A 24,541-nucleotide genomic window follows, 5' to 3' on the forward strand; every position below is an offset into this window, starting at 1 on the left:
CGATGGGCTGGGTCGATGCTCGACGGGACGCCGTCGTCCGACGCGCCGTCCGAGCCCTCCCACACGGAGACGCCATGAGCACCCCTCCCGCCCCAGGCCCCGACCGCCCCGGCAGCCCGTTGCCCCCGCAGAGTTCCCAGGAGCGCTGGATGAAGCCCGTCGATGTCGTCGTCAGCATGTCTGGCAAGCACGGCGGGGCGCCGGACGACAAGCCGTGGACCCCGCCGCCGCAGCCGCCGAGTCCTGACGGAAGTCGCCCGAAGTAGGGCGGCCATGGACCACCGGAAGATCAGCCGCAAGGAGCTCGAAGTCATGGGGGCTTTCCGGTCCCCTTGGCTTCGGCCGGCCTTCGACGCTGTCGACAGGGAAGCGTTCGCTCCCGCTCAGTTCTGGAGCTACGACACCGACGCCGATGGCCTGCACAGAGTCGTCGACAGGGCGGTCGACGAAGATGCGTGGCGGTGTGCGGTCTGGGGCACGCACCGTTCGCTCATCATGCAGATCGACGACGCTGTGCTGCCGGAGCACGGCCCCGCGAAGGGGGTGTTCACGTCATCCGTCTCCGCTCTCGACATCGTCTTCGAGAAGCTGAACCAGCTCGATGTCGAAGCGGGACAACGCGTTCTGCAGGTCGGCACCGCGTCGGGGTACGACTCGGCCCTGCTGTGCGAGGCCGTCGGCAGTGACAACGTCACGACGATCGAATACGACTCCGTCATGACCGCGCGTGGGGCCGCCAATCTGGAGAAGGCCGGCTACACGCCCACAACGCACTGCGGAGACGGGCTGGCCGGGTGGGTAGCCAACGCGCCCTACGACAGGATCATCGCGACAGCGGCATTACGGCACATTCCCCAGGCGTGGCGGGGCCAGGCGGCCGAGCAGGCGGTCATCCTGGCTCCGTACAACACGCTGTTCGCCAGTGGCGGCCTCCTGAAGCTCACCGTGCACGGCGGCGTCGCAACAGGACAGTTCGTCGGCGGGGCCTGCTACATGTGGGTGCGCAGCCACCGGCCGCACACCCACATCAGGCCCGCGGCCGCGTGTCGCAAAGCGGCTTCGGTCATCGATCCCGGCGAGGTCTTCGCCGACGGGTGGCCCCAACAATTCGCCCTCGGTCTCTACGTGCCCGACATCGCCTTCTCCCACCGAGGAGACGGCGAGGAGAAGCAGGTCCAGCTGTGGGACGAGAGCGGCACCTCGGTCACCATCGTGAACTACAGCCAGTGGTGGCTCCCTGGCGCAGTGACGGTCTACGGCAGGCGGAACCTGTGGGCCGAACTGGCCGGCGCGTACAGCGCGTGGCGTCATGTCGGACAACCGCACTACAGGCGATTCGGCCTGACCTTCGACGCCACCGGCGATCACCTCTGGCTCGACGAGCCCTCGAACGTGCTGCGCTACAGACGGACCCGGTGAGGTGAGGTGAGTCGCGTACGGCGTGTGATTAGTCCGGCCGTGCCTCGGGCGGCTACGCGGGTGCCTGGCCCAGGCACGTGGCCGTTGGCGGCGGCCGGTGGGGCTGTGGGTCCGGCGCTCGCGCCGGTGGGGTGGCTGGGGTGGTTCGAAGTCGAGTGCGGGGCGGTGGGCGTCTTCACTGGATTGCGTGGTCCGTGTCCGGTGGTGGGTTGCTGTGCCCTGCCGCCGTTTCGGCGTCGGCCGTCGGGCCGGTGGGGTTGGCTTTCGTGGGCTGAGCTCTCGGGGTGGAAGGGGACCGGGTCAGCCGACTGTGCAAGGCCCTTCGGTGTGCAGCGCCGCTCCCTGTGGTGGGGTGGATGCGAGTGGTTCGGTGGCGGGGTTTGCAACTCTGTTTGCAGACAACAGAGTTACGAGCTTGGGCCAGAGTTTGCCCGGCGCACCTCACCTGTGTCACTCTCCGTTCAGCGGGCATCACCGTCCGCCTACAGAACTTCATACGCAGGTGACCCCCGCGAGGCGCCAACCTCCGGGGGTCCGGCATCAGGAGACACAACTCCCCATGCAGATTCATCGTATGCCTCGCCATGAGCGGGACTTCACCGTCCTCGCCAATAAGGCCATCCGCGATCGCCGCTTGTCGCATACTGCGCGCGGCATCCTCGTGTACGTCCTGTCGTTGCCCAGCGGCGCTCAGGTCAACGTCCGCACCCTCAGCGACGGGTTCCCGCAAGGGCGGATCGCTGTGGCCAAGGCCGTCAAAGAGCTGCGGGAGCTGGGGTATTGGGTCACTCGGACCGAGCGGGAACCCCGTACGCGGCGGATCGTGTCCAGCGTTGACGTGTACGAGGTTCCGGGCGTTTCCTCGGCCGCGCCCCCAGTAGCCGCAACTCCCGTTGCCAGCGAGCCGGTTCCCGGGCGGGTGGGAACCGGGGCCCCGGGCACGTTTTTCCCTCGCGGGAAGGACAACCCCTATGACCACGGGGAGAAGAACCCTCCCTACCCTCCCGCGGAGACCCCGGCCGCCCAGACCCCGCTCGGCGCGAGCCTGGCCACCCAGAACCCGCCCGGCGCGAGCCTGGCCGCCCAGAACCCGCTCCGCCCGAGCCCACCCGCCGAACCCACCCCCAACCCAGCCCCCTCCACCGAGCCCCCGCCCCCGGGTGACCCCCACGCACACGAAAGCGCCCGCATCCTTGAGCGGCTCGCGCTCGTCGATGCGCGGCTGCGGGTGTCCGAGCGGGGGGCGCGGGAGCTGCTGCCGCAGGTTTCCGTGTGGCTGGAGCGTGGGGCGTCCGCCGCCGAGGTGATCGACGCCGTCACCGATGGGCTGCCGAGCCGGATGTACTCGGCGGTCCGGATCATCGAGGACCGGCTCACGCGGAAGCGGCCCGCGCGCAAGCGGGTCTGGCGGCCGGTGTACGAGTGCCCGGAGTGCCGCGATCCGCTGCCCTGGGGGCAGGAGACGGGCGGCTGCCGGTCCCCCGAGTGCCGGGTCGAAGCCGCGCTCCAGGAGTGCCGGGCCGAAGCGGCGTCCCAGGAGTGCCGGGCCGAAGCAGCACTCCAGCCCGCGTGACCCAGGACACGGGCGCGCTCCAGTCCGCGTGACCCAGGTCACAAGCGCACTCCGGTCACATCTCTCCGAGCCGCTCCGTCAAAGGGGTGTCACCACAAGCGGCCGCGCCAAGCGGCCGACACGAAGGCTCAGGGAGAACACCATGGACGCTCGACTCGACATCTTCGGCAACGCGCTCGCGGGCAAGTTCATGCGGCACATCAACTCCGCCGGGAAGGTCGTCTCCGACTCCGGGCTGCCGCACGCCACCCAGGAGCTCGTGAAGATCCGGGCCAGCCAGATCAACGGGTGCGGGTTCTGCACCGACATGCACACCAAGGACGCCGCCCACGCCGGGGAGAGCGCGCAGCGCCTCCACCTCGTCGCCGCCTGGCGGGAGGCCAAGGTCTTCACCGACGCCGAGCGGGCCGCCCTCGAACTCACCGAGGAGGGGACCCGGCTCGCCGACGCGGCCGGTGGCGTCAGCGACGAGGTGTGGGCCAACGCCGCGAAGTACTACGACGAGGACCAGCTCGTCGCGCTGGTGTCGCTGATCGCCGTCATCAACGCCTACAACCGGCTCAACGTCATCGTCCAGCAGCCCGCCGGCGACTACCAGCCCGGCATGTTCGGCTGAGTCGCCGTCCCGTTCACCGCCGCGAGGCTCGCCTCCCAGAGGCGGGCGCCCGTCTCCGGGTCCGTCATGTGCGGCTTCGGCCGCTCCGGGACAGGCGCCCCGCGCAGTCCGAGAGCGTGCGGGCCCCACATCCCGCCGCCCTCCGCCTCCGGGTCCAGGACCGCACGGACGATCGGCCACGCCCCCCGGTCCTTGCCCTGGACCAGGGACGCGGCCGGCAGTGCGCGCAGCCGGGCGGTGGGCGACGTGACATGGACCGGAGGGCGCGACGGGGTCAGGGCGTCCAGCGCGCCGCCCGGGTGCGCCACCACGCTGCGTACGGAACTGCCCGCCGCGCGCAGGCGGCGGTCGAGTTCGAAGGCGAACGACATCTGCGCCAGCTTCGAGCGGCCGTACGTGCGCTTGGGCCGGTAGTCGCGCGTCGACTGGAGGTCGGTGAGGTCGAGGCGTTCGGAGCGGGCGGCGAAGCTGCCGACCGTCACCACACGCGCGGCCTGGGCGGCCGTCAGGAGCGGGGCCAGCCAGTGGGTCAGGGCGAAGTGGCCCAGGTGGTTGGTGCCCAGCATCAGTTCGTGGCCGTCCCTCGTCTCGCGGCGGGGCGGGTCGTCGAGGGCGACGCCCGCGTTGTTGACCAGGGCGTCGAGGTGGCCGAGGTCCGCCAGGTCCCGGGGCGCCGACGCCAGGGACGCCAGATCGGCCAGGTCGAGGCGGAGATGGCGCAGCCGCGCCCCGGGTACGCGGGCCCGGATCGACTCCATGGCCGCCTCCGCCTTGCGCGCGTCCCTGCTGCCGAGGATCACCAGCGCGCCCGTGGCGGCCAGTTGTTCCGCCACGAAGTAGCCGATCCCCGCGTTGGCGCCGGTGACGAGGAGGGAACGGTCCGGCGCGGGCGGCAGGGAGTCGGGGTTCCAGTGGTGGTTCGTGGGCGTGGGCTGCGGCACGGGGGCTCCTGGGAGGGAAGAGGGCGGGCGTTGGCGACGACCTCATCTTCGAGGGTCTCACCGACATATCGCCGACAGTTCGGCTTGCATCGCCGACAGAGCGCCGACAACCCACGTTCTCGGCGCCCAGCCGTGACGAACCCCTACCTCTCCTCCCCCGGTGGCAGCGGCGTAGCCTCACGAGCAGCGCCCGCCCCCGTGGCGGCAGACCCAGCGACCGACCAGGAGATCTCATGGCCCGCTCCCTGCCCACCGCCCCCATCGCCGCCGCCGGTCTCGTCGGCGGGTACGCCACCGCCCGCTTCACCAAGAAGCGGCAGCTGGGCGGCGTCGTGCTGGCCGCCGCCGGAGCGGCCGCGGCCACCCGGTGGAAGCGGACCGCGGGCGGGCCGGTCGCGGGCGCGCTGACCGGGGCGTACATCGCCGCGTTCGCCGGGTCGCACCCGCTCGCCAAGAAGGTCGGGGCCTGGCCGGCCGTGTTCGGAGTGGCCGGGGTCGTGGCCGCCGCCTCCTACGTGCTGGTCGACCGCCGGGCCGCCGCCTAGCCCGCCCCGCGTATCAGAGGCCCGCCCTCAGGACCCGCCCCGCGCACCGGTGTGCCCGAGCACATTCACCACCTTCCCCTGCGGGTCCCGTACGAAGAAGCGGCGCACGCCCCACTCCTCGTCCCGCAGGTCGCGGACGATGTCGGCGCCCGCCGCCAGCATGGCCGCGTACGCCGCGTCGACGTCGCTCACCTCCACGCTCATGTCCGGCACCACCAGCGCCGGTCCGCCCCTCTCGATGAAGTTGATCTGGGCCGTGGGCCGGGAGGGGGACGCCATCGTCATCACCCAGCCGAGATCCATGACCTCCTCGAAGCCGAGCGCGCCGTAGAAGGCGCGGTTGGCCGCCAGGGACTCCTCGCCGTCGACCGCCACGTTCGGTACGGCCCTGCGGGCCTCGTTCATCTCGGCGCCGGTCTCGTCAGCCTCAGTCTCACTCATGTGGTTCATCGTCCCCGGAACGTCGCCCGGTACGCCCCCGGCGACACACCCAGCGCCGTCTGGAAGTGCTGCCGCAGCGACGTGGCCGTGCCGAAACCGGTCTCCGCCGCCACCCGGTCCACCGTGTGCCCGGTCTGCTCCAGCAATTCCCTGGCCCGGTCGACGCGTTGGCGTGCCAGCCACGTCATCGGCGTCAGGCCCGTCTCCTCCCGGAAGCGGCGGTTGTACGTACGGACCGACATCGCGTCCCGCGCCGCGAGTTCCGCGAGGGTCAGCGGTTCGGCCAGGCGCTCCAGGGCCCAGGCGCGCGAGCCGGAGGTCGAGGTCAGGCCGGTCTCCTCCACGGGGCGGCGGATGTACTGGGCCTGCCCGCCGTCCCGGTGGGGCGGGACCACCGTGCGGCGCGCCACCTCCGCCGCGACCGCCGCGCCGTGGTCCGCGCGGATCATGTGCAGGCACAGGTCGATGCCGGCCGCCTCCCCCGCCGAGGTCAGCACGGCGCCCTCGTCCACGTAGAGGACGTCCGCGTCGACCGTCACCCGCGGGAAGGTGCGGGCGAACCGGTCCGACGACATCCAGTGCGTCGTCGCCCTGCGCCCGTCCAGCAAGCCCGCAGCGGCCAGCACGAACGAGCCCGTGCAGATCGACGCCACCCGCCCCTGCACCGAGCCGAGGGCCTGTGCCGACGCGTGGTCCAGCGCGCCCGGCCCGAGCTGCTCGTCGCTCTCGTGCGAGGCCGGGACCAGGACCGTGTCCGCCCGCTCCACCGCCTCCAGGCCGTGCTCCGCGTAGATCGGGAAGTCGGCGTCCGTGCGGATCCGGCCGGGGCGCGGGGCGCAGGTGCGGACGTCGTAGAGGCGTGCGCCCGTCGACGGGTCGCGGGCCGTGCCGAACAACTGGTGGACCAGGCCCAGTTCCATGGGCAGGACACCGTCCCTGACCAGGACGGCCACCGATGTCCGTCCGTGCTTCTGCTCGACAGCCATGGCCAGATTCTTTCACGTTATGGCTATCTGGCCAGTCGTGCGGTGGTGCCGCCACGGCGCAAGGTCGTAGCCATGAACGGAAAGGTCGTGGACAGGAAATGGGTCGTCGCCGCGGGCGCCGCCCTCGCCATCGTCGTCGCCGGCGCCTTCAGCACGCTGGCGGGGCTGCTCGTGGGGCCGCTGCACGAGGAGCTCGGGTGGTCGCGGTCGGCCGTCGGGCTCGGATCGCTGGTGAACATGGTGGTGTACGGGGCGACCGCGCCGTTCGCGGCCGCGCTGATGGACCGGATCGGCATGCGGAAGGTCGCCGTCGGCGCGCTCGGCCTCGTCGGCGGCGGGGCGCTGCTCACCACCACCATGACCGCGCCCTGGCAATTCGTCCTGTACTGGGGGGTGTTGGTGGGGCTCGGGACGGGCGCCACCGCCACCACGTTCGCGGCGACCGTCACCGAGCGGTGGTTCGTGGCGCGGCGCGGGCTCGTCGCCGGGCTGCTCACGGCGGCGAGCGTGGTGGGGCAGTTCGTGTTCCTGCCGCTGCTGTCGTGGGTGATCGACGCGTGGGGGTGGCGGGCCGCCGCTCACGGCCTCGCGTTCGCCGCCGCGGGTGCGCTGCCCCTCGTGTACGCGGCGGTACGCGATCCGGCCGCGGCGCCCCTCCGCGTACGCGCCGCCGGAGCCGCCAAGGCCGTCAACTTCCTGCGCAGCGGCCCCTTCTGGCTGCTCGCCGGGACGTTCGCCGTGTGCGGCGCCTCCACCAACGGCGTCATGTGGACCCACTTCACGCCCGCCGCGCACGACCACGGCATGCCGACGACCGTCGCCGCCTCGCTGCTCTCCCTCATCGGGATCTTCAACGTCGCGGGGACGGTCGGGTCCGGCTGGGCGACCGACCGGTTCGACCCGCGGCGGCTGCTCGCCGCGTACTACGCGCTGCGCGGCCTGAGCCTGCTCGCGCTGCCGCTGCTGCTGAGCGCGAGTGTCGACCCGCCGCTCGTCGCGTTCACCGTCACCTTCGGCCTCCTCGACGTCGCCACGGTGCCGCCGACGATCGCCCTGTGCCGCGCGCACTACGGCGACGGCGCCCCGGTCGTCTTCGGCTGGGTCAGCGCCGCGCACCAGGTGGGCGCGGGCTCCGTGGCGTACGTCGGAGGCGCCGTGCGGGACGTCTTCGGGTCGTACGACCTGGTGTGGGTGGGAGCGGGAGTGCTGTGCGCCGTGGCGGCACTGCTCGCGCTCGTCATCGACCGCGGGGGCCGCCAACTGGCTGACTGTGAGCGCCAGTTGGCGGCCCAGGGGCTAGGAGGAGCCGGGTGACACCTGCGACAGCGGCCGCGCCACGTCCTCCAAGGAGCGCTGCTCCGCCCGCACCGCGAAGGCCACCGCGACCAGGCCCGCCAGGCACATCAGCGCGGCGCCGATCTGGAACGCGAGCACCGTGTCGCCGACCTTGCCGCTCTTGGTGAGCTCGGCGAAGATCAGGGGGCCGCTGATACCGCCCGCCGCCGTACCGACCGCGTAGAAGAAGGCGATCGCCATCGCGCGCGTCTCCATCGGGAAGATCTCCGAGACGGTCAGGTACGCGCTGGATGCGCCCGCCGACGCGAAGAACAGGACCACCGACCAGCAGGCCGTCAGCGTCGTCGCGGTCAGCGACCCGCGGTCGAAGAGCCAGGCCGTGCCGAAGAGCAGCACCCCGGAGAGCAGATACGTGGACGAGATCATGACGCGGCGGCCGACCGTGTCGAAGAGCTTGCCGAGCAGCAGCGGGCCCATGAAGTTGCCCGCGGCGATGACCGCGAAGTAATAGCCGGTCGAGCCCGTCGGCACGTCGAAGAACGTGGTGAGGATCGCGCCGAAGCCGAACGTGACCGCGTTGTAGAGGAACGCCTGTCCGATGAAGAGGGCGAGGCCGAGCGTGGTGCGGCGCGGGTAGTCGCGGAAGACGGTGCGCGCGATCTCCCCGAAGCCGATGCTCTTGCGCTGCCGGATGGTGATCTCCCCGGCGGGCGGCGGGAGCGCGTCGTCGCCGTGCTGGGCGCGCACCTTCTCCTCGACCTCCGTGACGAGCGAGTCGGCCTCCTCCCCCCTGCCGTGGATGAACAGCCAGCGGGGGCTCTCGGGGACGTTGCGGCGGACGAGGAGGATCACCAGGCCGAGGACGACACCGAGGGCGAACGTGAGGCGCCAGCCGATGTTCTTCGCGAAGAGGTCCGTGTCGAGCGCGACGATCGACAGCAGCGAGCCGCCGATCGCGCCGAGCCAGAAGCTGCCGTTGATGATCAGGTCGACGCGGCCGCGGAAGCGGGAGGGGATCAGTTCGTCGATGGCCGAGTTGATGGCCGCGTACTCGCCGCCGATGCCGAAGCCCGTGAAGAACCGGAAGACGAAGAACCACCAGGTGGAGAAGGAGAACGCGGTGAGGGCCGTCGCCGCCAGATAGACGGCCAGGGTCAGCAGGAACAGCTTCTTCCGGCCGAACCGGTCGGTGAGCCAGCCGAAGAACAGCGCTCCGACGCAGGCGCCCGCCACATACAGCGCGGCGGCCATGCCGGTGACTTGCGCGGAGGAGATCGGCAGCCCGCTGCCGGGCTCGGACAGGCGGCCCGCGATGTTGCCGACCACCGTGACTTCGAGGCCGTCCAGGATCCAGACGGTGCCGAGTCCGATCACCACCATCCAGTGCCAGCGCGACCAGGGCAGCCGGTCGAGGCGGGCGGGGACGGCGGTGCGGGTGGTTCCGGGGGCCGGCGGGCGGTGCTTCTCGTGCTCCAGGGACATGTACGCCCTCCTCGTTGAGGGTATGGACGTCGTACGTGTGCCCCGAAAGCGGATCCGGCACCACCTTCACCGCCACGGGGCTCCGCCCCGGACCCCGCCCCTCGGGCGCCGGAGGGGCTGAAAGGCGGAGAGGCTGACGACAGCTACGCCCCGAAGCCCCGCGACACCGTGTAGATGAGCAGCCCGACCAGCGAGCCGACCACCGTGCCGTTGATCCGGATGAACTGGAGGTCCCGGCCGATGTGCGCCTCGATCTTGCGGGAGGTGTGCTCAGCGTCCCAGCCCGCGACGGTGTCCGTGATGAGGGAGGTGATCTCGGCACGGTACGTCGTCACGACGTACACCGCCGCGCCCTCCACCCAGCCGTCCACCTTGGCCTGCACCTTGGGGTCGGTCGCCATCCGCCGGCCGAGGGAGAGCAGCGACGCCCGTACGCGCATGCGCAGCTCGCTGCGCTCGTCCTCGGCGGCGGCCACGATCATCGAGCGGACCGCGGACCAGGTGGAGGCGATCAGGTCCTGCACCTCGGAGCGGCCGATCACCTCCGACTTCAGGCGCTCCACGCGGGCCCGGGTGTCGGTGTCGGACTGGAGGTCGCCCGCGAAGTCCTTCAGGAAGCGGTCGACGGCGCCGCGCGCCGGGTGCTCCGGCATGTCCCGCATCTCGGTGACGAAGCGGAGCAGTTCCTTGTAGACGCGCTCGCCGACCCGCTTGTCGACGAAGCGGGGGGTCCAGCCGGGGGCGCCGCCCTGCACCGCGTCCATGACGGAGTCGGAGTGCAGGACCAGCCAGTCGTGGGCGCGCGTGCACACCAGGTCGACGACGCGCTTGTGGCCGCCGTCGGCGACGACCTTCTCCAGCATCTTGCCGATGCCGGGGGCGATCTCGGCGTTGTCGGCGCGGCGCGTGATGGCCTCGCCGACCACGGCCTGGACGTCGGAGTCGCGCAGGACGGTCAGCGCGCCCCTGAGCGCCGTCGCCAGCTCCGCGGTGACCCGGTCCGCGTGCTCGGGCTCGGCGAGCCAGGCGCCGAGCCGGGAGCCGATGCCGACGGCGTGCAGCCGGTCGCGTACGACATCCCCGGAGAGGAAGTTCTCGCCGACGAACTCGCCGAGCGAGACGCCGAGCTGGTCCTTCTTCGTCGGGATGATCGCGGTGTGCGGGATGGGCAGGCCGAGCGGCCGACGGAAGAGGGCCGTGACGGCGAACCAGTCCGCCATCGCGCCGACCATGCCGGCCTCCGCGGCCGCCGCGACGTATCCGGCCCAGGCGCCCGCGCCGGAGTGGCCGGCCCAGGTCGTCAGTACGTAGACGAGCGCGACGAACACCAGAAGGCCGGTCGCCGTCAGCTTCATGCGGCGCACGCCGCGCTGCTTCTCCTCGTCAGCGGGGCTGAATTCACCCGTGAAGCGGCGGGCGGGGCGGGGCGGCGCCTGCGGTTGTGACGGAGCCGAACGGGCATACTGCCCTATGCCCGATTGGCCCGCTTTATCCGCCCGGAAGCCACCTGGACCCTTCGCCCCGGAACCGCCCGCCCTGTCCCCAACGCCGTCCCCGTCTCCGTCCCCATCACCTTGTCCCACGCCGTTCCCTACGCCGTTCCCTACGCCACCGGCCATCCGGCCCGCTCCGTCCCGGTCGTCGTCCGCTCCGCGTCCGTACCTCGTCGTACGTCCGTCATCTGTCATTCCCCTCACACATTGTCCCTTTCTGACCTACTCCCGGAACGAACCGCAAGTTCCCGGCGTCTGAACGAGCGGAGGGGGGCAGTGTCGGCCTCATCCCGCCCCATGACGCATCATGGGTTCATCACATCGGAGCCTCGGGCTCCCACTTCCCGAGGAGACACACACCGCATGGCCAGGCGTCACGGTTATGCCTTGCTGGCCGCGCTCGTCGCGGTCGTCGTAGTGATCTCGGCCGCGATCTACGTCGGTTTCTCCGGTGTCCTGCGCGGCGACGAAGGCTCCGTCCAGGCGGGCGGCGCCCATCCGCACGGCTCCGCCGCCCCCGCGTCCACCGGCACCTGGGCGGCCAGCTGGTCCGCCTCCCCCGCGGGCGCCGAGCCCGGCACGGAGACCGGGGCCACCTCCGGGACGAAGTCCGGGGGAGGGTTCTTCGGCCGCTCCATCCGCAACATCGTGCACACCAGCATCGGCGGCACCGGTGCCCGCATCACCCTCTCCAATCTGTACGGGCAGCAGCCCCTCAGCGTCACCCACGCCTCCGTCGCCGTCGCCTCCGCGCCCAACACCCCGACGGCGCTGGCCGGGACGGTGCGCAGGCTGACGTTCTCCGGGAACACCTCGGTCGTCATCCCGGCCGGCCAGCAGGTCGTCAGCGACGCCGCGCGCCTCCCGGTGCCGCGCGACGCGGACATGCTCGTCACCACGTACTCACCGACCCCGTCCGGCCCGGTCACCTACCACCCGCAGGCACGGCAGATGTCGTACATGGCCCCGGGCGACCGCACCGAGGACCCGAGCGGCACGTCGTACACGGAGCAGAGCCCCTACTGGCGCTACGTCACCGCGCTCGACGTGCTGAGCCACGAGGCCGAGGGGACCGTCGTCGTCATCGGCGACTCGCTCACCGACGGCATCACCTCCACGATGGGCGCCAACCTGCGGTGGCCGGACGTCTTGGCCGACCGGCTGCGCACGGAGTCGGGTGCCCCGCGCTACGGCGTCGTGAACCAGGGCATCAGCGGCAACCGCATCCTGTCCGACGGGCTCGGCCGCCCCGCGAACAACCCGAGCGGCCTGTCCCGCTTCGACCGTGACGTGCTCAGCCGCTCCGGGGTCCGGGCCGTCATCATCGACCTCGGCATCAACGACATCCTGCGCAACCCGCAGCAGACCGACCCCGACAAGATCGTCGAAGGGCTGCGGGAGCTGGCCCGGCAGGCCCACACGCGCGGGCTGCGGGTGATCGGGGCGACGCTCATGCCGTTCCAGGGGCACCGGGGCTACGAACCGCACCTGGAGTCCGTCCGCCAGGGCGTGAACGCGGCGATCCGCGGCGGCAAGGTCTACGACAGCTACGTCGACTTCGACAAGGCGCTCCGCGACCCGTACAACCCGCGCAAGCTGCTCCCGCGCTACGACTCGGGCGACCACCTGCACCCCAGCGACGCGGGGTACGAGCGGATGGCGCGCTCCTTCGACCTCACCTCGCTGAAGGGCTCCACGGGCGCGGAGCTCTAGGACCCAGGGAGCCTACTCAGCAGTCCCCGGCCGGGAACTCTCAGTCCCGGTCGCGGCGGCGGTCCCGGTGCCGGTCGAGGTGGTCCTCGACGCGCTCCCGGTGCCGGTCCAGACGGTCCGCGTGCAGCTCGTGGGGGTGGGCGCGGCGGCCCTCGATCCGCGCCCGGCGCTTCTCGCCGCGGCGCTCCTCCCGCAGCCGCTGCCGCTCCGCCCGCGTGACCTTCCGCTCCACGCCGACCCCGCCCCAGAACGCGAACCCGGTCACCACCACCCGGGGCGCCCCGGGGTCCCCCGGCACGCCCTCCTCGCTCTGGTCGAAGCCGCCCATGATGCCGATGCCCCGCACCACGACCTCGACGCCGGGCGGCACCACCACGTTCATCCCGCCCATGACGGCGACGCAGTTGACGACGATCTCCCGGTCCTCGAAGTTCGCCTCGCGCAGATCGATCTCGCCGCCGCCCCAGAACGCGAAGCAGTTGAACCGGCGCGGCGCCGTCCACCGCCCCTTGCGCTGGAACCCGGAGAGGACACCGACACCCCACGTGGTGGTGGCCGTCCGGCCGCCGATCCGCGCCGACCAGTCCACCGCCCCCTCGGGCAGCGGCCCCTTCACCAGGTTCACCGGCGCGGCCACCCCGGCGCCGGGCAGGTCCCGGGTGAGCGGCGCCAGCTCCCGGTACGTACGCGCCTTGTACGTCGCCTCCAGCCGCTCCTCGAACTCCGCCATGTCGAGCCGGCCCTCGGCGAGCCCGTCCCGCAACCGCTCGGCGACCTGCTCGCGGTCGGCGTCGGAGGCCCGCAGATCGGGGGTGGCGGGAACATCGGAGCGCTCGGGCAGCGATTCGTCCGTCATACGTGCCAGCCTACGGGCGCAGGACCCCGGGGGAAGTGCCTCCGGCGTACATCCGCGCGATCACCGCCTCGATGTCCGGCTCCCGCACGGAGAGGTCGACCAGCGGGCAGCGCCGGGCGATCGCGGCGACGAGCGGCGCCGCCGACCGGTCCGCCGGGAACGCCAGCCACTGCCGGGCCCCCTCCACCTTCACGACCCGCGCGAACTCGATGTCCAGCGGCGGCAGTTCACGCTCCAGGTCGACGACGAGGGTGCGCTCCACGGTTCCGCCGCCCACCTGGTGGAGCCCGTCCAGCTCCCCGTCGTACATGAGCCGCCCGTGGTCGATGACCATGACCCGGCGGCACAACTGCTCGATGTCGGTGAGGTCGTGCGTCGTCAGCAGCACCGTGGTGCCCTGCTCCGCGTTCAAGTCCCGCAGGAAACCACGCACCTTGACCTTCGAGACGACATCGAGGCCGATCGTCGGCTCGTCCAGATACAGCACCTCGGGGTCGTGCAGCAGCGCCGCCGCGATGTCCCCCCGCATCCGCTGCCCGAGCGACAGCTGACGTACCGGCACCTCCAACAGCTCGGCCAGTTCGAGGAGTTCGACGCACCGGGCGAGGTTCTCCCGGTAACGGGCGCCCGGGATCCGGTACATGCGGCGCATCAGCCGGTAGGAGTCGATCAGCGGCAGGTCCCACCAGAGCGTCGTCCGCTGCCCGAAGACGACACCGATCCGGTGCGCGAGCCGCGACCGCTCCCGCGACGGGTCGATGCCCGCCACCCGGAGCCGCCCCGCGCTCGGCGTCAGAATGCCCGTCAGCATCTTGATCGTCGTCGACTTGCCCGCGCCGTTCGGCCCGATGTAGCCGACCATCTCGCCGCGCGGCACCGTGAAGCTCAGCGAGTCGACGGCCCGTACCGTCCGCCGCTCGCGCCGCATGAAGCCCACTTTGCGCCGCACGTCGAAGACCTTCTCGACGCCGTCCACCTCGATGAACGCCTCGCCCTCGGCCATCCGTCGCCCCTTTCCCGTTCAGCTTCCCGTACTGCGGTACGCGCGCAGCGCCCCCCGCCAGGCGAGGCCCGCCGCGCCCAGGCAGACGGCCGCCACCAGCGGCGGCGCGAACGCCACCCAGGACGGCAGGTCCAGCGGGTAGGGGCGGCCGATGATGTAGAGCGCGGGCAGCCAGTTCACGAAGGCCAGCGGCAGCACGAAGGTCACGCCGCGCAACAGGTTGTCGCCGAAGACGGTCGGCGGGTACGCGAGCATGGCGTTGCCGCCGAACGTCGCCGCGTTCTGCACCTCGGCCGCGTCCTGCGCCACGATCTGGAAGGACGCGCCCGCCATGAACACGGCCGTGAAGATCCCGGCGCCGCTCACCACAAGCACCGGCACGAGCAGCGCCTTCAGCGGGGTCCACGCGATGTCCAGGGCGAGCAGCGACCACACCATGACGATCAGGCCCTGGGTGATCCGGCCGAGGCGGCGCAGCGCGAACCGGTCGGCGCCGACCTGCGCCAGGATCGGCGCGGGCCGCACCAGGAACGCGTCCAGGGTCCCGTCCCGCACCCGGCCCCCGATCCGCCCCAGGGAGCCGGCGAACAGGTCCGCAAGACCGAAGGCGGCGCCCGAGGTCCCGTAGAGGAAGGCGACCTCGGGGAGCGAGTAGCCGCCGAGCCGGTCCACCTGCGAGAACATCAGCAGGATGCCGACGAACTCCAGGCCGGTCAGGGCGAAGTTGCCGAAGGCCGTCATCAGGAAGGACGCGCGGTAGGCGAGCGTGGAGCGAATCCACATCGCGCTGATCATGCCGAACGCCCGCACCCCGACGCGGACCTGCCCGCCGCGCTCGCCCCGGACGCGCTCGCCCTCGCCGCGCTCACCCCCGACGCCCTCGCCCCCGGCCCGCCCGGACCCGGCTGCCGCGACCCGTTCCGCCGGCTGTTCAGCCACCCTGCACCACCACCCGCCGCGTCGCCGTCGCCTGGAGGAGGCGGCCCACGACGAGCAGCGCCGCGGCCCAGGCCGCCTGGAAGAGGCAGCTGCCCAGCGCCCCGCGGCTCCGGTCCGTGCCCATCAGCACGTCGGCGGGCACCTGGAGCAGCGCCGACCACGGCAGCACGCGGGCCACGTCACCGATGGCGCCCGGGAAGACGTTCAGCGGCAGCAGCATCCCGCAGAAGAACGTGGCCGTGATCCCGTACATCTGCGCGACGCCGCTCACGTCCATCAGCCAGAACGCGGACAGGGCCACCAGATAGCGCAGCGCGAAGCTGACGAGCAGCCCGAGCAGCACCGAGAAGAGGAAGAGGAGCCACCGCAACGGGTCGGCGGGCAGCGCCAGCCGGAAGACCAGCGCCCCGACCGCCATCGGTACGACACCCCGCCCGAGCAGCTGGAAGACCGCCCGCCCCAGGTCCTGCGCCAGCCACCAACTCTGCAGATCGGCCGGCCGGTACAGGTCGACGGCGATGTCGCCGCTGCGGATCCGCTCCGCGAGCTCGGCCTCGAACCCGGAGGGCACGCCGAGCATCATCACCGAGAACAGCGCCTGGCCGACCCAGACGAAGGTGAGCGCCTGCGCCTGGTCGTACCCGCCCAGACGGGGCCGCTCGTCCCAGAGCGCGATGTACGTGCACGCGATGATCAGGCCGAAGACGGTGTTGGTGAAGATGCCCGCGAAGGTCGCCCCGCGATAGGTGGAGTAACGCCGGAAGGCCCCGGCGGAGACGGCCGCGTACAGCCGTACTACGTGCACGTACGCCCCCTCGAATCGACCGCGAGCGCAGGAGCCTAGTCAGTGCGGGCTCCGCCTGCCATGCATTTTCGTGGTGATGTAGGAGGCTTATGTGTCATACGAGGCGTTCGTGACGTACGACGCGAATCAGGAGTTCCCCAGGACATGAGCAGCGACGAGCAGCCCGCGCAGCCCGGGCCCACGCCCGGAGCGACGGGAAAGAAAGCCAGGCCCAGGCGCCCCCGGCGCAAGGGGTGGCGGCGGCTGATCCCGACCTGGCGGATGCTGCTCGGCTCCCTGATCGCCTTCGTCCTGCTCTGCGTCGGCCTGTTCGCGCTCGGCTACTTCCTCGTGCACATCCCGCCCGCCAAGTCGGCGGCGACCGCGCAGTCCAACGTGTACCTGTACGCCGACGGCACCCAGATCGCCCGCGACGGCGAGGTCAACCGGGAGAACGTGCGGCTCGCCCAGGTCCCGAAGACCACCCAGCGCGCGGTGCTCGCCGCCGAGGACCGCGACTTCTACAGCGAGTCCGCTGTCGACCCGAAGGCCATGCTGCGCGCCGCCTGGAACATGGTCACCGGCAAGGGCAAGCAGTCCGGTTCGACGATCACGCAGCAGTACGTGAAGAACTACTACCTCGGCCAGGAGCAGACGGTCACACGGAAGGTGAAGGAGTTCTTCATCTCCATCAAGCTCGACTGGGAGGAGTCCAAGAACGACATCCTGGAGGGCTACCTCAACACCAGCTACTTCGGCCGCAACGCGTACGGCATCCAGGCCGCCGCCCAGGCCTACTACGGAGTCGACGCCGAGGACCTGACCACCCCTCAGAGCGCTTACCTGGCAGCCCTGTTGAACGCCCCGAGCGCGTACGACGTGATCGCGCACCCGGAGAACAAGAGCCGGGCCCTGGCCCGCTGGAACTACGTCCTGGACGGCATGGTCAAGGAGAAGTGGCTCGGCGCCGCGGACCGCGCCGCGATGAGGTTCCCCGTACCCGACGAGGCCAAGGGCGCCGCCGGACTGTCCGGCCAGCGCGGCTACCTCGTACAGGCCGTGAAGGACGCCATCACCAGCGCGGACATCCTCGACGAGGACACCCTCGCCACCGGCGGCTACCGCATCACCACCACCCTGCAGAAGAAGAAGCAGGACGCCTTCGTGGACGCCGTCGACGACCAGCTGATGTCCCACCTCGACAAGGACACCCGCAAGGCCGACCGCAACGTCCGCGCGGGCGGCGCCGCCATCGACCCCGCCACCGGCAAGGTCCTCGCGATGTACGGCGGCATCGACTACACGAAGCAGTACGTCAACAACGCCACCCGCCGCGACTACCAGGTCGGCTCCACCTTCAAGCCGTTCGTGTTCACCTCCGCCGTCCAGAACGGCTCGACCACCCAGGACGGCCGCCCCATCACCCCCGACACCGTCTACGACGGCACCAACAAGCGGCCCGTACAGGGCTGGGACGGCGGCTACTACGCCCCCGAGAACGAGGACGACGTCTCCTACGGCCCCATCACCGTGGGCACCGCCACCGACAAGTCCGTGAACTCGGTGTACGCGCAGATGGCCGTCGACGTCGGCCCGGCGAAGGTGAAGCGGACCGCCGTCGGCCTCGGCCTGCCCGCCGACACCCCGGACCTGACCGCGTCCCCCTCGATCGCGCTCGGCCCGGCCACCGCCAGCGTCCTCGACATGACCGAGGCGTACGCCACCCTCGCCAACCACGGCAGGCACGGCACGTACACGCTCCTCGCCTCCCTCAGCAAGGACGGCACGGCCATCGACCTGCCCGGGCGGAACATCCGGCGGGCCATCAGCCGCGAGGCCGCCGACACCACCACCACCGTCCTGCGCTCCGTCGTCGAGGGCGGCACCGGCACCGCGGCCCAGGCCGCGGGCCGCCCCGCCGCCGGCAAGACCGGCACCGCCGAGGAGGACCAGGCAGCCTGGTTCGCGGGGTACACCCCGGACCTGGTGACCGTCGTCTCCGTCATGGGCCAGGACCCGGTCACCGGCGCCCACACCTCCCTGTACGGCGCGGCGGGACAGCCCCGCGTCAACGGCGGCGGGTTCCCCGCGCAGATCTGGGCCCAGTTCACCAGGAAAGCCCTGGCCGGCACCAAGGCCACCGACTTCGACCTCGAAGGGGAGGAGAGCTCGGGGCAGACATCGACCCCCTCCACCACCCCGCCCTCGGCCACCGGCTCCGCGTCCTCCTCCCCCGAGGAGCCCGGCACCGACACCGACTCCCCCGGCACCGGCGCGAGTACCGGTGCCACGGACGAGGGCGGCGACCAGGGAACGACCGAGGGCGGCGACACCGAAGGCCCGACCGAGGACGGGACGGACGGCGGCGGGACGACCACCGACGGCGGCAGCACGGACGGCACCACCGACGGCGGAACGGACCCGGACGGCACGGAGTTCGGCGGCGACTCCGGCGCCCCGGGCCCCGGCGGCACCTTCGGCCCGCTCAATGGCCTGACGTCGCCTTCAGGCCGACGATCGCCACCAGCAGCAGAGCGATGAAGAAGACCCGCGCGGCCGTCGCCGGCTCCCCCAGCACCAGCATCCCCACGATCGCCGCGCCCGCGGCCCCGATCCCCACCCATACGCCGTACGCCGTACCGATGGGCAGCGACTTGGCCGCGTAGGACAGCAACAGCATGCTGGCGACGATCCCGGCCCCGGTGCCCAGACTGGGCCACAGCCGGGTGAAGCCGTCCGTGTACTTCATGCCGATCGACCAGGCGACTTCGAGAAGTCCGGCGATCACGATCAGAATCCAGGCCACGACTGGCACCTCCGTCAGTGGTTCTCAACAGGGGTGCGTCGTCTTTTCAGGTCCCGGTACGGCGCGTCTCGTCGGGGTTCTTCCACGGTAGCAAAGGCCCGCTGGGGAGAGACGAAAAGGGCTGGTGACCATGGCCACCAGCCCCGCGAACCCTGGAAACACAAGAACTCTGGAGATACAAGAACCCGCCCACCGGCTCCCACCGGCGCACCCGCGCGCGCCAGCGGGAGCAGCTACAGGTAAAGACCCGTCGAGTCCTCCGAGCCCTCGAACCGGTCGGCGGCCACCGCGTGCAGATCCCGCTCGCGCATCAGCACGTACGCGACCCCGCGCACCTCGACCTCCGCCCGGTCCTCCGGGTCGTACAGCACCCGGTCGCCCGGCTCCACGGCCCGCACGTTCTGCCCGACCGCGACGACTTCCGCCCAGGCCAGACGGCGGCCGACCGCCGCCGTCGCGGGGATCAGGATGCCGCCGCCGCTGCGCCGCTCGCCCTCCGCGGTGTCCTGCCGGACCAGCACACGGTCGTGCAGCATGCGGATGGGCAACTTGTCGTCGTGACGGTTCTTCTGGCTCACGCCGACGAACCTACCTGCCCTGCCCGCATCCGTACGCCCCCGGGTCAGCCCTTGCGGCGGCGGGACGTCACCGCGAGGAGTCCGACGACACCGACCACGACGAGCGCGGCCGGCACGATCCGCTCCAGGCGCGGCGCGCCCTCCTCGGAGACGAACCGTCCCTTCACCTCGGAGACGAGCCGGTTCGCACCGACGTACGCCCGTCCGAGGGTGTGGTCGACATTCGAGACGATTTTGGCCTTCGCGTCGCCGACGATCGTCTTCGGGTGCACGCGCACCCCGATCTCGTCGAGCGTCTCGGCGAGGGTCTCGCGGCGGCGCTTGATGTCCGCCTCGATCTGCGCCGTCGTCCGCGTATCCGGCGAATCCGACGTACTGGACGTGTCCGACACCGCGCTGCCTCCGTGGTCGCTTCGTACCGCTTACCGGTCCTGTTACCGATCCTGCTGCTGATCCTGCGTTACGACTGAGGACAGTCTGTCAGCTCAGCGCCGTACTCACCCCACGGCACCCCTATTACTCTCGTCCGGAGTTCACCCACCCCGCGAGGAGACATCAGCGACATGAGCGAGCGACTCCAGCCCGGCGACATCGCCCCGGCCTTCACCCTGCCCGACGCCGACGGCCACGAGGTCTCCCTCGCCGACCACAAGGGCCGCAAGACCATCGTCTACTTCTACCCCGCCGCACTTACCCCCGGTTGCACCAAGCAGGCCTGCGACTTCACCGACAACCTCGACGTGCTCGCCGCCGCCGGATACGACGTCATCGGCGTCTCCCCCGACAAGCCGGAGAAGCTCGCCAAGTTCCGCGAGCAGGAGAACCTCAAGGTCACGCTGGTCGGCGACCCGGAGAAGAAGGCGCTCGAGGCGTACGGCGCCTTCGGCGAGAAGAAGCTGTACGGGAAGGTCGTCACCGGGGTCATCCGCTCCACGGTGGTCGTCGACGCCGACGGCAAGGTCGAGCACGCCTTCTACAACGTGAAGGCCACCGGCCACGTAGCGAAGATCATCAAGGACCTCGGCATCTGACCCCCGCGAGAGCGCGCGGACAGCTGCCCGGGCGGGTACCCGTCCGGGCAGCCCGGTCGGGTACCCCACAGTTGTGACGAAAATCCCCTCTCCCGGGGACTTCCGTTTGCGACCGCCACCATCGAGCAAGTGATCCCTTCGGAAGTTCCTGTCCAGAGAAGGGATCAACCGCCATGTCCACCGACACCGCGGAAGGGCCGCAGGCGCCCGACCCGGAGGCGGTCAAGCGTCACCGGGCGCTGTTCCGCGCCGTCAGACGGCGCAAGAACCCGCCCCTGCGCCGCACCGACATCACCGTCACCGACGACGCGGCGGTGAAGCGGGCGGTCAAGGCGGCCTCGCTCGGCAACGCCATGGAGTGGTTCGACTTCGGCATCTACTCCTACCTCGCGGTGACCATCGGACACGTCTTCTTCCCTTCCGGGAACGACACGGTCCAGCTGATCTCGTCATTCGCGACCTTCGCCGTGTCGTTCCTCGTCCGGCCGATCGGCGGCATGGTCTTCGGCCCGATGGGTGACAAGATCGGCCGCAAGAAGGTCCTGGCGATGACCATGATCCTGATGGCGGTCGGCACCTTCGCCATCGGCCTGATCCCGTCGTACGCCACGATCGGGTTCTGGGCACCGGTCCTGCTGATCCTCTTCCGCCTCGTCCAGGGCTTCTCCACCGGCGGCGAGTACGGCGGCGCGTCCACCTTCATCGCCGAGTACGCGCCGGACAAGCGCCGCGGCTACTTCGGCAGCTTCCTGGAGTTCGGCACACTCGCCGGATACGTCGGCGCGGCCGGCCTCGTCACCATCCTGACCTCCGTGCTCGGCAGCGACGGCATGGACTCCTGGGGCTGGCGCATCCCGTTCCTGGTCGCGGGCCCGATCGGCCTCGTCGGCCTCTACCTGCGGCTCAAGCTGGACGAGACCCCGGCCTTCCAGAAGCTGGCGGACGAGTCGGCCCACAAGGCGTCGGAGGCCGCGTCCACCGTGGAGACGACGGCGAAGGGCGACCTCGCCAAGATCTTCCGCGGCTACTGGCCGACGCTGGTCCTCTGCATCTGCCTGGTCGGCGCGTACAACATCACCGACTACATGCTCCTCTCCTACATGCCGACCTACCTGTCGGACGAGATGGGCTACTCGGAGACCCACGGCCTCCTCATCCTCATCGCGACGATGATCGTCCTGATGTGCATCATCAGCCAGGTCGGCAAACTCTCCGACCACTTCGGCCGCAAGCCGCTCCTCATGACCGGCATGCTCGGCTTCTTCGTCACCTCGATCCCCTCGTTCCTGCTGGTGAAGAACGGCGCCCTGTGGGCCGTCTCGCTCGGCATGCTGATGCTGGGCCTCTCCCTGGTCTGCCTGCTCGGCACCATGTCGGCGGCGCTCCCGGCCCTCTTCCCGACCCAGGTCCGCTACGGCTCCCTCTCGGTCGGCTACAACCTCTCCGCGTCGATCTTCGGCGGCACGACCCCGCTGGTGGTCACGGCCCTGATCTCCGTGACGGGCACCGACATGATGCCCGCGTACTACGCCATGGCCGCGGCCCTCGTCGGCGTCATCGCGGTCGCCTGCATGAAGGAGACGGCCCAGAAGCCGCTGGCCGGCTCCCCGCCCTCGGTGGAGACCCACGAGGAAGCCGCGGAAATGGTCGAATCCCAGGCCCCAGCCCCGAGGTTCTGACACCCGCCCCTCGTTCGGGTAACACCCCTCCCCCGCTTCCCGGATCGGGCCGTCACGCAGGTCGTGCGTGACGGTCCGATTTTCGGTTCGTTACTCCGTACGAGAAGACGAACTGAGGGTCGACTGGGCCCATTGAGAGCCGATGGAGGGGACAGCGATGCCGGAACGACGGTACACGCGGAAGCGGCTGGAGGAAGCGGCTCGGGAGACGGGAGGCTGGGACGAGGCGGTTCGGTGGTTGGGGGGTGAGCCGACGCCGTACAGGAAGCGGTACCTGCGGCAGAAGATGGTCGAGGCCGGTATCGACGTCTCACACTTCCAGCACGGGGCGGAGCGACACACGGCCGAGGTGTTGCGGGTCGCCGTCGCCGAATCCTCCTGCTTGAGGGACGTGGTGCGACGCCTGGGCATCAGCAATGTCGGCGGCAATCAGGCCCACATCAGCCGCCGCATCAGGGCACTCGGGATCGACACCGCACACTTCGAGCGGCCGGCACAGAGGTCCACCGGAACCCGGCCGCATCCGCTGACCCTGAGATCTCCGGACGAGGGCCGGGCGCACGGGGTCCGGCTCCGCCGGGAACTCTTGCGGCTCGGTGTCCGGGAACAGTGCGCGATGTGCGGGCACTCCGAGTGGCAAGGACAGCCGATCCGGCTGGAGGTCGATCACGTGAGCGGCGAGTGGTGGGACAACCGGCCGGAGAACCTGCGCCTCCTCTGCCCGAACTGCCATGCGGTGACCGATACCTACCGCGGGCGAAAGAGGCGGTCGGCATGAGCAGGTATCCGCGCGAAGTCCTGGAAGAGACCGCGCCGGCCGCCGGCAGCCTGGTGGACCTCATGCGTCGGATCGGTGCCCCCTTGAACAGCGGGACTCTGGGCTACCTGCGCAAGCGCCTCGACCACTACGGGATCGACACCTTGCACTTCCGGGCGGAGCCGCTGCCCGAACGTCCGAAGCGGTCGTACGCGAAGGAGATCCTGGCAGAGGCGGCGGCCTGCTCCACCAGCATTCGCGAGATGTTCCTGCACATGGGCATCCCGCCAGAGGACGGGCCGTATTCGCTGGTGAAATCGAAGCTCGCTCGGTTCGGCATCGACACCAGCCATTTCACCGGCGGCCGGGGCAGCAACTCCCTCTTTCCCGAGGAGGAGTTCACACGGGCGGTCGCCGCATCGGGTGGAGTGGCCGACGTGCTGCGCAGGCTCGGACTGTCACCGTCGAACGGGACGGCCCGCGTAAGGGCAAAGCGCAGCATCGATGAGTACGGCCTCTCGACCGAACACTTCACCGGGCAGGGACACCGCGCCGGAATCCCCGCGCGCACACGCAGGTCCGCCCAGGACATCCTCGTACGTCGGCCGTCATCCGCCCAGCGCACCCGCACGGCCCTGCTGCGCCGGGCACTCGACGAGATCGGCGTTGTGCGCGCCTGCGTCGAGTGCGGTCTCGGCGAGCTGTGGCAGGGACGGAGGCTGGTCCTTGAGGTCGATCACATCAACGGCGACCCGCTGGACAACCGTCAGGACAACCTTCGCTACCTGTGCCCCAACTGTCACGCGAACACCGAAACCTGGTGCCGCGGACAAGGCCGGGCCCGGTAGCATGGCCGCCGAGCGGCGGTGGCGCAGAGGCGACGCAGCGGACTTAGGATCCGTGGCCCTTGAACGGGCTTGAGGGTTCGAATCCCTTCCGCCGCACGGCAAGCGGCCTGCGTTTCGAAGGTATGAGACGCAGGCCGTTGTGTTGCCTCAGCCCACCAACTCGCGCACCACCGGCACCAGCGCCCGAAACGCCTCCCCCCGGTGGGAGATCGCGTTCTTCTCGGCCGGGGTCAGCTCCGCGCACGTACGCGTGTCGCCCTCCACCTGGAGGATCGGGTCGTAGCCGAAGCCGTTCGTGCCGGAGGGGGCGTGGCGCAGGACGCCGCGGAGCTGGCCCTCGACGACGCGCTCCGTGCCGTCGGGGAGGGCGAGCGCCGCCGCGCAGGCGAAGTGGGCCGTGCGGTGGCGGTCCTCGTCGATGTCGCCGAGCTGGGCCAGCAGGAGGTCGAGGTTGGCCTGGTCGTCGCCGTGCTTGCCTGCCCAGCGTGCGGAGAAGATGCCGGGGGCGCCGCCGAGGACGTCGACGCAGAGGCCGGAGTCGTCGGCGACGGCGGGCAGGCCGGTGGCCCGGGCGAGGGCGTGCGCCTTGAGCAGGGCGTTCTCGGCGAAGGTGACACCGGTCTCGCGGACGTCGGGGATGTCGGGGTAGGCGTCCGCGCCGACGAGTTCGTGGGGCAGACCGGCGTCGGCGAGGATCGAGCGGAGTTCGACGATCTTGCCGTTGTTGCGGGTGGCGAGGATGAGGCGGGTCATGG

25 protein-coding genes, 1 tRNA gene and 1 riboswitch are annotated in these 24,541 nt (G+C 70.9%); of the genes, 13 read left to right on the plus strand and 13 right to left on the minus strand.

Going from position 1 to position 24,541, the window contains the following annotated elements; all coding sequences use genetic code 11:
* Window positions 1-74 precede the first annotated feature (74 nt).
* From ACZ45E_RS16980 to ACZ45E_RS16995, 4 genes are all read left to right on the plus strand, one after another.
* On the plus strand, window positions 75-266 hold the full coding sequence (locus tag ACZ45E_RS16980) for a hypothetical protein (RefSeq protein WP_468221580.1): 192 nt from the start codon (window positions 75-77) through the stop codon (window positions 264-266).
* 7 nt (window positions 267-273) lie between these two features.
* Window positions 274-1,419 (plus strand): protein-L-isoaspartate O-methyltransferase family protein, encoded by a 1,146-nt coding sequence (locus ACZ45E_RS16985; RefSeq protein WP_468221582.1) that lies wholly within the window; start codon window positions 274-276, stop codon window positions 1,417-1,419.
* A gap of 574 nt (window positions 1,420-1,993) precedes the next feature.
* Window positions 1,994-2,992 (plus strand): hypothetical protein, encoded by a 999-nt coding sequence (locus ACZ45E_RS16990; RefSeq protein ID WP_468221584.1) that lies wholly within the window; start codon window positions 1,994-1,996, stop codon window positions 2,990-2,992.
* A gap of 142 nt (window positions 2,993-3,134) precedes the next feature.
* Window positions 3,135-3,608: a carboxymuconolactone decarboxylase family protein gene (locus ACZ45E_RS16995; protein ID WP_468221587.1), complete on the plus strand. Its 474-nt coding sequence runs from the start codon at window positions 3,135-3,137 to the stop codon at window positions 3,606-3,608.
* On the opposite strand, the gene ACZ45E_RS17000 is transcribed toward ACZ45E_RS16995, so the two are convergent.
* Window positions 3,584-4,549: an SDR family NAD(P)-dependent oxidoreductase gene (locus ACZ45E_RS17000; protein ID WP_468221589.1), complete on the minus strand. Its 966-nt coding sequence runs from the start codon at window positions 4,547-4,549 to the stop codon at window positions 3,584-3,586. The genes ACZ45E_RS16995 and ACZ45E_RS17000 overlap by 25 nt on opposite strands.
* 233 nt (window positions 4,550-4,782) lie before the next feature.
* Here ACZ45E_RS17000 and ACZ45E_RS17005 point away from each other — a divergent pair, with 233 nt between their 5' ends.
* Window positions 4,783-5,094 carry a hypothetical protein gene (locus ACZ45E_RS17005; protein WP_468221591.1) on the plus strand — a complete coding sequence of 104 codons (312 nt, stop codon included), beginning with the start codon at window positions 4,783-4,785 and terminating at the stop codon, window positions 5,092-5,094.
* Window positions 5,095-5,121: 27 nt separating this feature from the next.
* Here ACZ45E_RS17005 and ACZ45E_RS17010 read toward each other — a convergent pair whose 3' ends face one another.
* Window positions 5,122-5,535: a VOC family protein gene (locus tag ACZ45E_RS17010; RefSeq protein WP_468221593.1), complete on the minus strand. Its 414-nt coding sequence runs from the start codon at window positions 5,533-5,535 to the stop codon at window positions 5,122-5,124.
* 5 nt (window positions 5,536-5,540) lie between these two features.
* A complete protein-coding gene (locus ACZ45E_RS17015; RefSeq protein WP_468221595.1) occupies window positions 5,541-6,521 on the minus strand; it encodes a GlxA family transcriptional regulator in 981 nt (326 codons plus the stop codon).
* 72 nt (window positions 6,522-6,593) lie between these two features.
* Between ACZ45E_RS17015 and ACZ45E_RS17020 the strand changes: the two genes are divergently transcribed.
* Entirely contained in the window at window positions 6,594-7,835 is a 1,242-nt protein-coding gene (locus ACZ45E_RS17020) for an MFS transporter (protein WP_468221597.1), read from the plus strand.
* Here the strand turns inward: ACZ45E_RS17020 and ACZ45E_RS17025 are convergent.
* Both ACZ45E_RS17025 and ACZ45E_RS17030 read right to left on the minus strand, forming a co-directional pair.
* On the minus strand, window positions 7,818-9,299 hold the full coding sequence (locus tag ACZ45E_RS17025) for an MFS transporter (protein ID WP_468221599.1): 1,482 nt from the start codon (window positions 9,297-9,299) through the stop codon (window positions 7,818-7,820). The genes ACZ45E_RS17020 and ACZ45E_RS17025 overlap by 18 nt on opposite strands.
* A 143-nt stretch (window positions 9,300-9,442) precedes the next feature.
* The gene (locus tag ACZ45E_RS17030; protein WP_468221940.1) at window positions 9,443-10,654 is read right to left on the minus strand and encodes a DUF445 domain-containing protein; all 1,212 of its coding nucleotides are present in this window, start codon (window positions 10,652-10,654) and stop codon (window positions 9,443-9,445) included.
* Window positions 10,655-11,155: 501 nt separating this feature from the next.
* Between ACZ45E_RS17030 and ACZ45E_RS17035 the strand changes: the two genes are divergently transcribed.
* Window positions 11,156-12,505 carry an SGNH/GDSL hydrolase family protein gene (locus tag ACZ45E_RS17035; protein WP_468221601.1) on the plus strand — a complete coding sequence of 450 codons (1,350 nt, stop codon included), beginning with the start codon at window positions 11,156-11,158 and terminating at the stop codon, window positions 12,503-12,505.
* Window positions 12,506-12,545: 40 nt separating this feature from the next.
* Here ACZ45E_RS17035 and ACZ45E_RS17040 read toward each other — a convergent pair whose 3' ends face one another.
* Genes ACZ45E_RS17040 through ACZ45E_RS17055 form a run of 4 tightly spaced genes read right to left on the minus strand, consistent with a single transcriptional unit; the run spans window position 12,546 to window position 16,108 of the window.
* Window positions 12,546-13,361, minus strand: coding sequence for a DUF1707 SHOCT-like domain-containing protein (locus tag ACZ45E_RS17040; protein WP_468221604.1), 816 nt, complete (start codon window positions 13,359-13,361; stop codon window positions 12,546-12,548).
* Window positions 13,362-13,371: 10 nt separating this feature from the next.
* Window positions 13,372-14,364, minus strand: coding sequence for an ABC transporter ATP-binding protein (locus tag ACZ45E_RS17045; RefSeq protein ID WP_468221607.1), 993 nt, complete (start codon window positions 14,362-14,364; stop codon window positions 13,372-13,374).
* A gap of 18 nt (window positions 14,365-14,382) precedes the next feature.
* Window positions 14,383-15,303 carry an ABC transporter permease gene (locus ACZ45E_RS17050; protein WP_468221609.1) on the minus strand — a complete coding sequence of 307 codons (921 nt, stop codon included), beginning with the start codon at window positions 15,301-15,303 and terminating at the stop codon, window positions 14,383-14,385.
* Window positions 15,296-16,108 (minus strand): ABC transporter permease, encoded by an 813-nt coding sequence (locus ACZ45E_RS17055; RefSeq protein WP_468221611.1) that lies wholly within the window; start codon window positions 16,106-16,108, stop codon window positions 15,296-15,298. Before ACZ45E_RS17055 ends, ACZ45E_RS17050 begins: the two co-directional genes overlap by 8 nt.
* A gap of 144 nt (window positions 16,109-16,252) precedes the next feature.
* Here ACZ45E_RS17055 and ACZ45E_RS17060 point away from each other — a divergent pair, with 144 nt between their 5' ends.
* A complete protein-coding gene (locus tag ACZ45E_RS17060; protein ID WP_468221613.1) occupies window positions 16,253-18,628 on the plus strand; it encodes a transglycosylase domain-containing protein in 2,376 nt (791 codons plus the stop codon).
* On the opposite strand, the gene sugE is transcribed toward ACZ45E_RS17060, so the two are convergent.
* From sugE to ACZ45E_RS17075, 3 genes are all read right to left on the minus strand, one after another.
* Window positions 18,573-18,893: a quaternary ammonium compound efflux SMR transporter SugE gene (gene sugE / locus ACZ45E_RS17065; RefSeq protein WP_468221615.1), complete on the minus strand. Its 321-nt coding sequence runs from the start codon at window positions 18,891-18,893 to the stop codon at window positions 18,573-18,575. The two genes, ACZ45E_RS17060 and sugE, sit on opposite strands and share 56 nt — an antisense overlap.
* 32 nt (window positions 18,894-18,925) lie before the next feature.
* Window positions 18,926-18,990, minus strand: a riboswitch (guanidine-III (ykkC-III) riboswitch).
* A 136-nt stretch (window positions 18,991-19,126) separates the two neighbouring features.
* Window positions 19,127-19,429: a GroES family chaperonin gene (locus ACZ45E_RS17070; RefSeq protein WP_389908696.1), complete on the minus strand. Its 303-nt coding sequence runs from the start codon at window positions 19,427-19,429 to the stop codon at window positions 19,127-19,129.
* 86 nt (window positions 19,430-19,515) lie between these two features.
* Window positions 19,516-19,863 (minus strand): DUF3618 domain-containing protein, encoded by a 348-nt coding sequence (locus ACZ45E_RS17075; protein WP_468221616.1) that lies wholly within the window; start codon window positions 19,861-19,863, stop codon window positions 19,516-19,518.
* Window positions 19,864-20,034: 171 nt separating this feature from the next.
* Between ACZ45E_RS17075 and bcp the strand changes: the two genes are divergently transcribed.
* The 5 genes from bcp to ACZ45E_RS17100 all read left to right on the plus strand — a co-directional run bounded on the left by bcp (window position 20,035) and on the right by ACZ45E_RS17100 (window position 23,882).
* The gene (gene bcp, locus ACZ45E_RS17080; protein ID WP_468221618.1) at window positions 20,035-20,502 is read left to right on the plus strand and encodes a thioredoxin-dependent thiol peroxidase; all 468 of its coding nucleotides are present in this window, start codon (window positions 20,035-20,037) and stop codon (window positions 20,500-20,502) included.
* 173 nt (window positions 20,503-20,675) lie between these two features.
* Window positions 20,676-22,181, plus strand: coding sequence for a glycine betaine/L-proline transporter ProP (proP, locus tag ACZ45E_RS17085; protein ID WP_468221620.1), 1,506 nt, complete (start codon window positions 20,676-20,678; stop codon window positions 22,179-22,181).
* A 142-nt stretch (window positions 22,182-22,323) separates the two neighbouring features.
* Window positions 22,324-22,959 carry an HNH endonuclease gene (locus ACZ45E_RS17090; protein ID WP_468221622.1) on the plus strand — a complete coding sequence of 212 codons (636 nt, stop codon included), beginning with the start codon at window positions 22,324-22,326 and terminating at the stop codon, window positions 22,957-22,959.
* The gene (locus tag ACZ45E_RS17095) at window positions 22,956-23,786 is read left to right on the plus strand and encodes an HNH endonuclease (protein WP_468221624.1); all 831 of its coding nucleotides are present in this window, start codon (window positions 22,956-22,958) and stop codon (window positions 23,784-23,786) included. Before ACZ45E_RS17090 ends, ACZ45E_RS17095 begins: the two co-directional genes overlap by 4 nt.
* 12 nt (window positions 23,787-23,798) lie before the next feature.
* Window positions 23,799-23,882 (plus strand) — tRNA-Leu (locus ACZ45E_RS17100).
* 51 nt (window positions 23,883-23,933) lie between these two features.
* Here the strand turns inward: ACZ45E_RS17100 and rdgB are convergent.
* Window positions 23,934-24,539: an RdgB/HAM1 family non-canonical purine NTP pyrophosphatase gene (rdgB, locus tag ACZ45E_RS17105; RefSeq protein WP_468221627.1), complete on the minus strand. Its 606-nt coding sequence runs from the start codon at window positions 24,537-24,539 to the stop codon at window positions 23,934-23,936.
* Window positions 24,540-24,541: the final 2 nt, after the last annotated feature.

Source organism: Streptomyces sp. NPDC030991 (assembly GCF_055571235.1).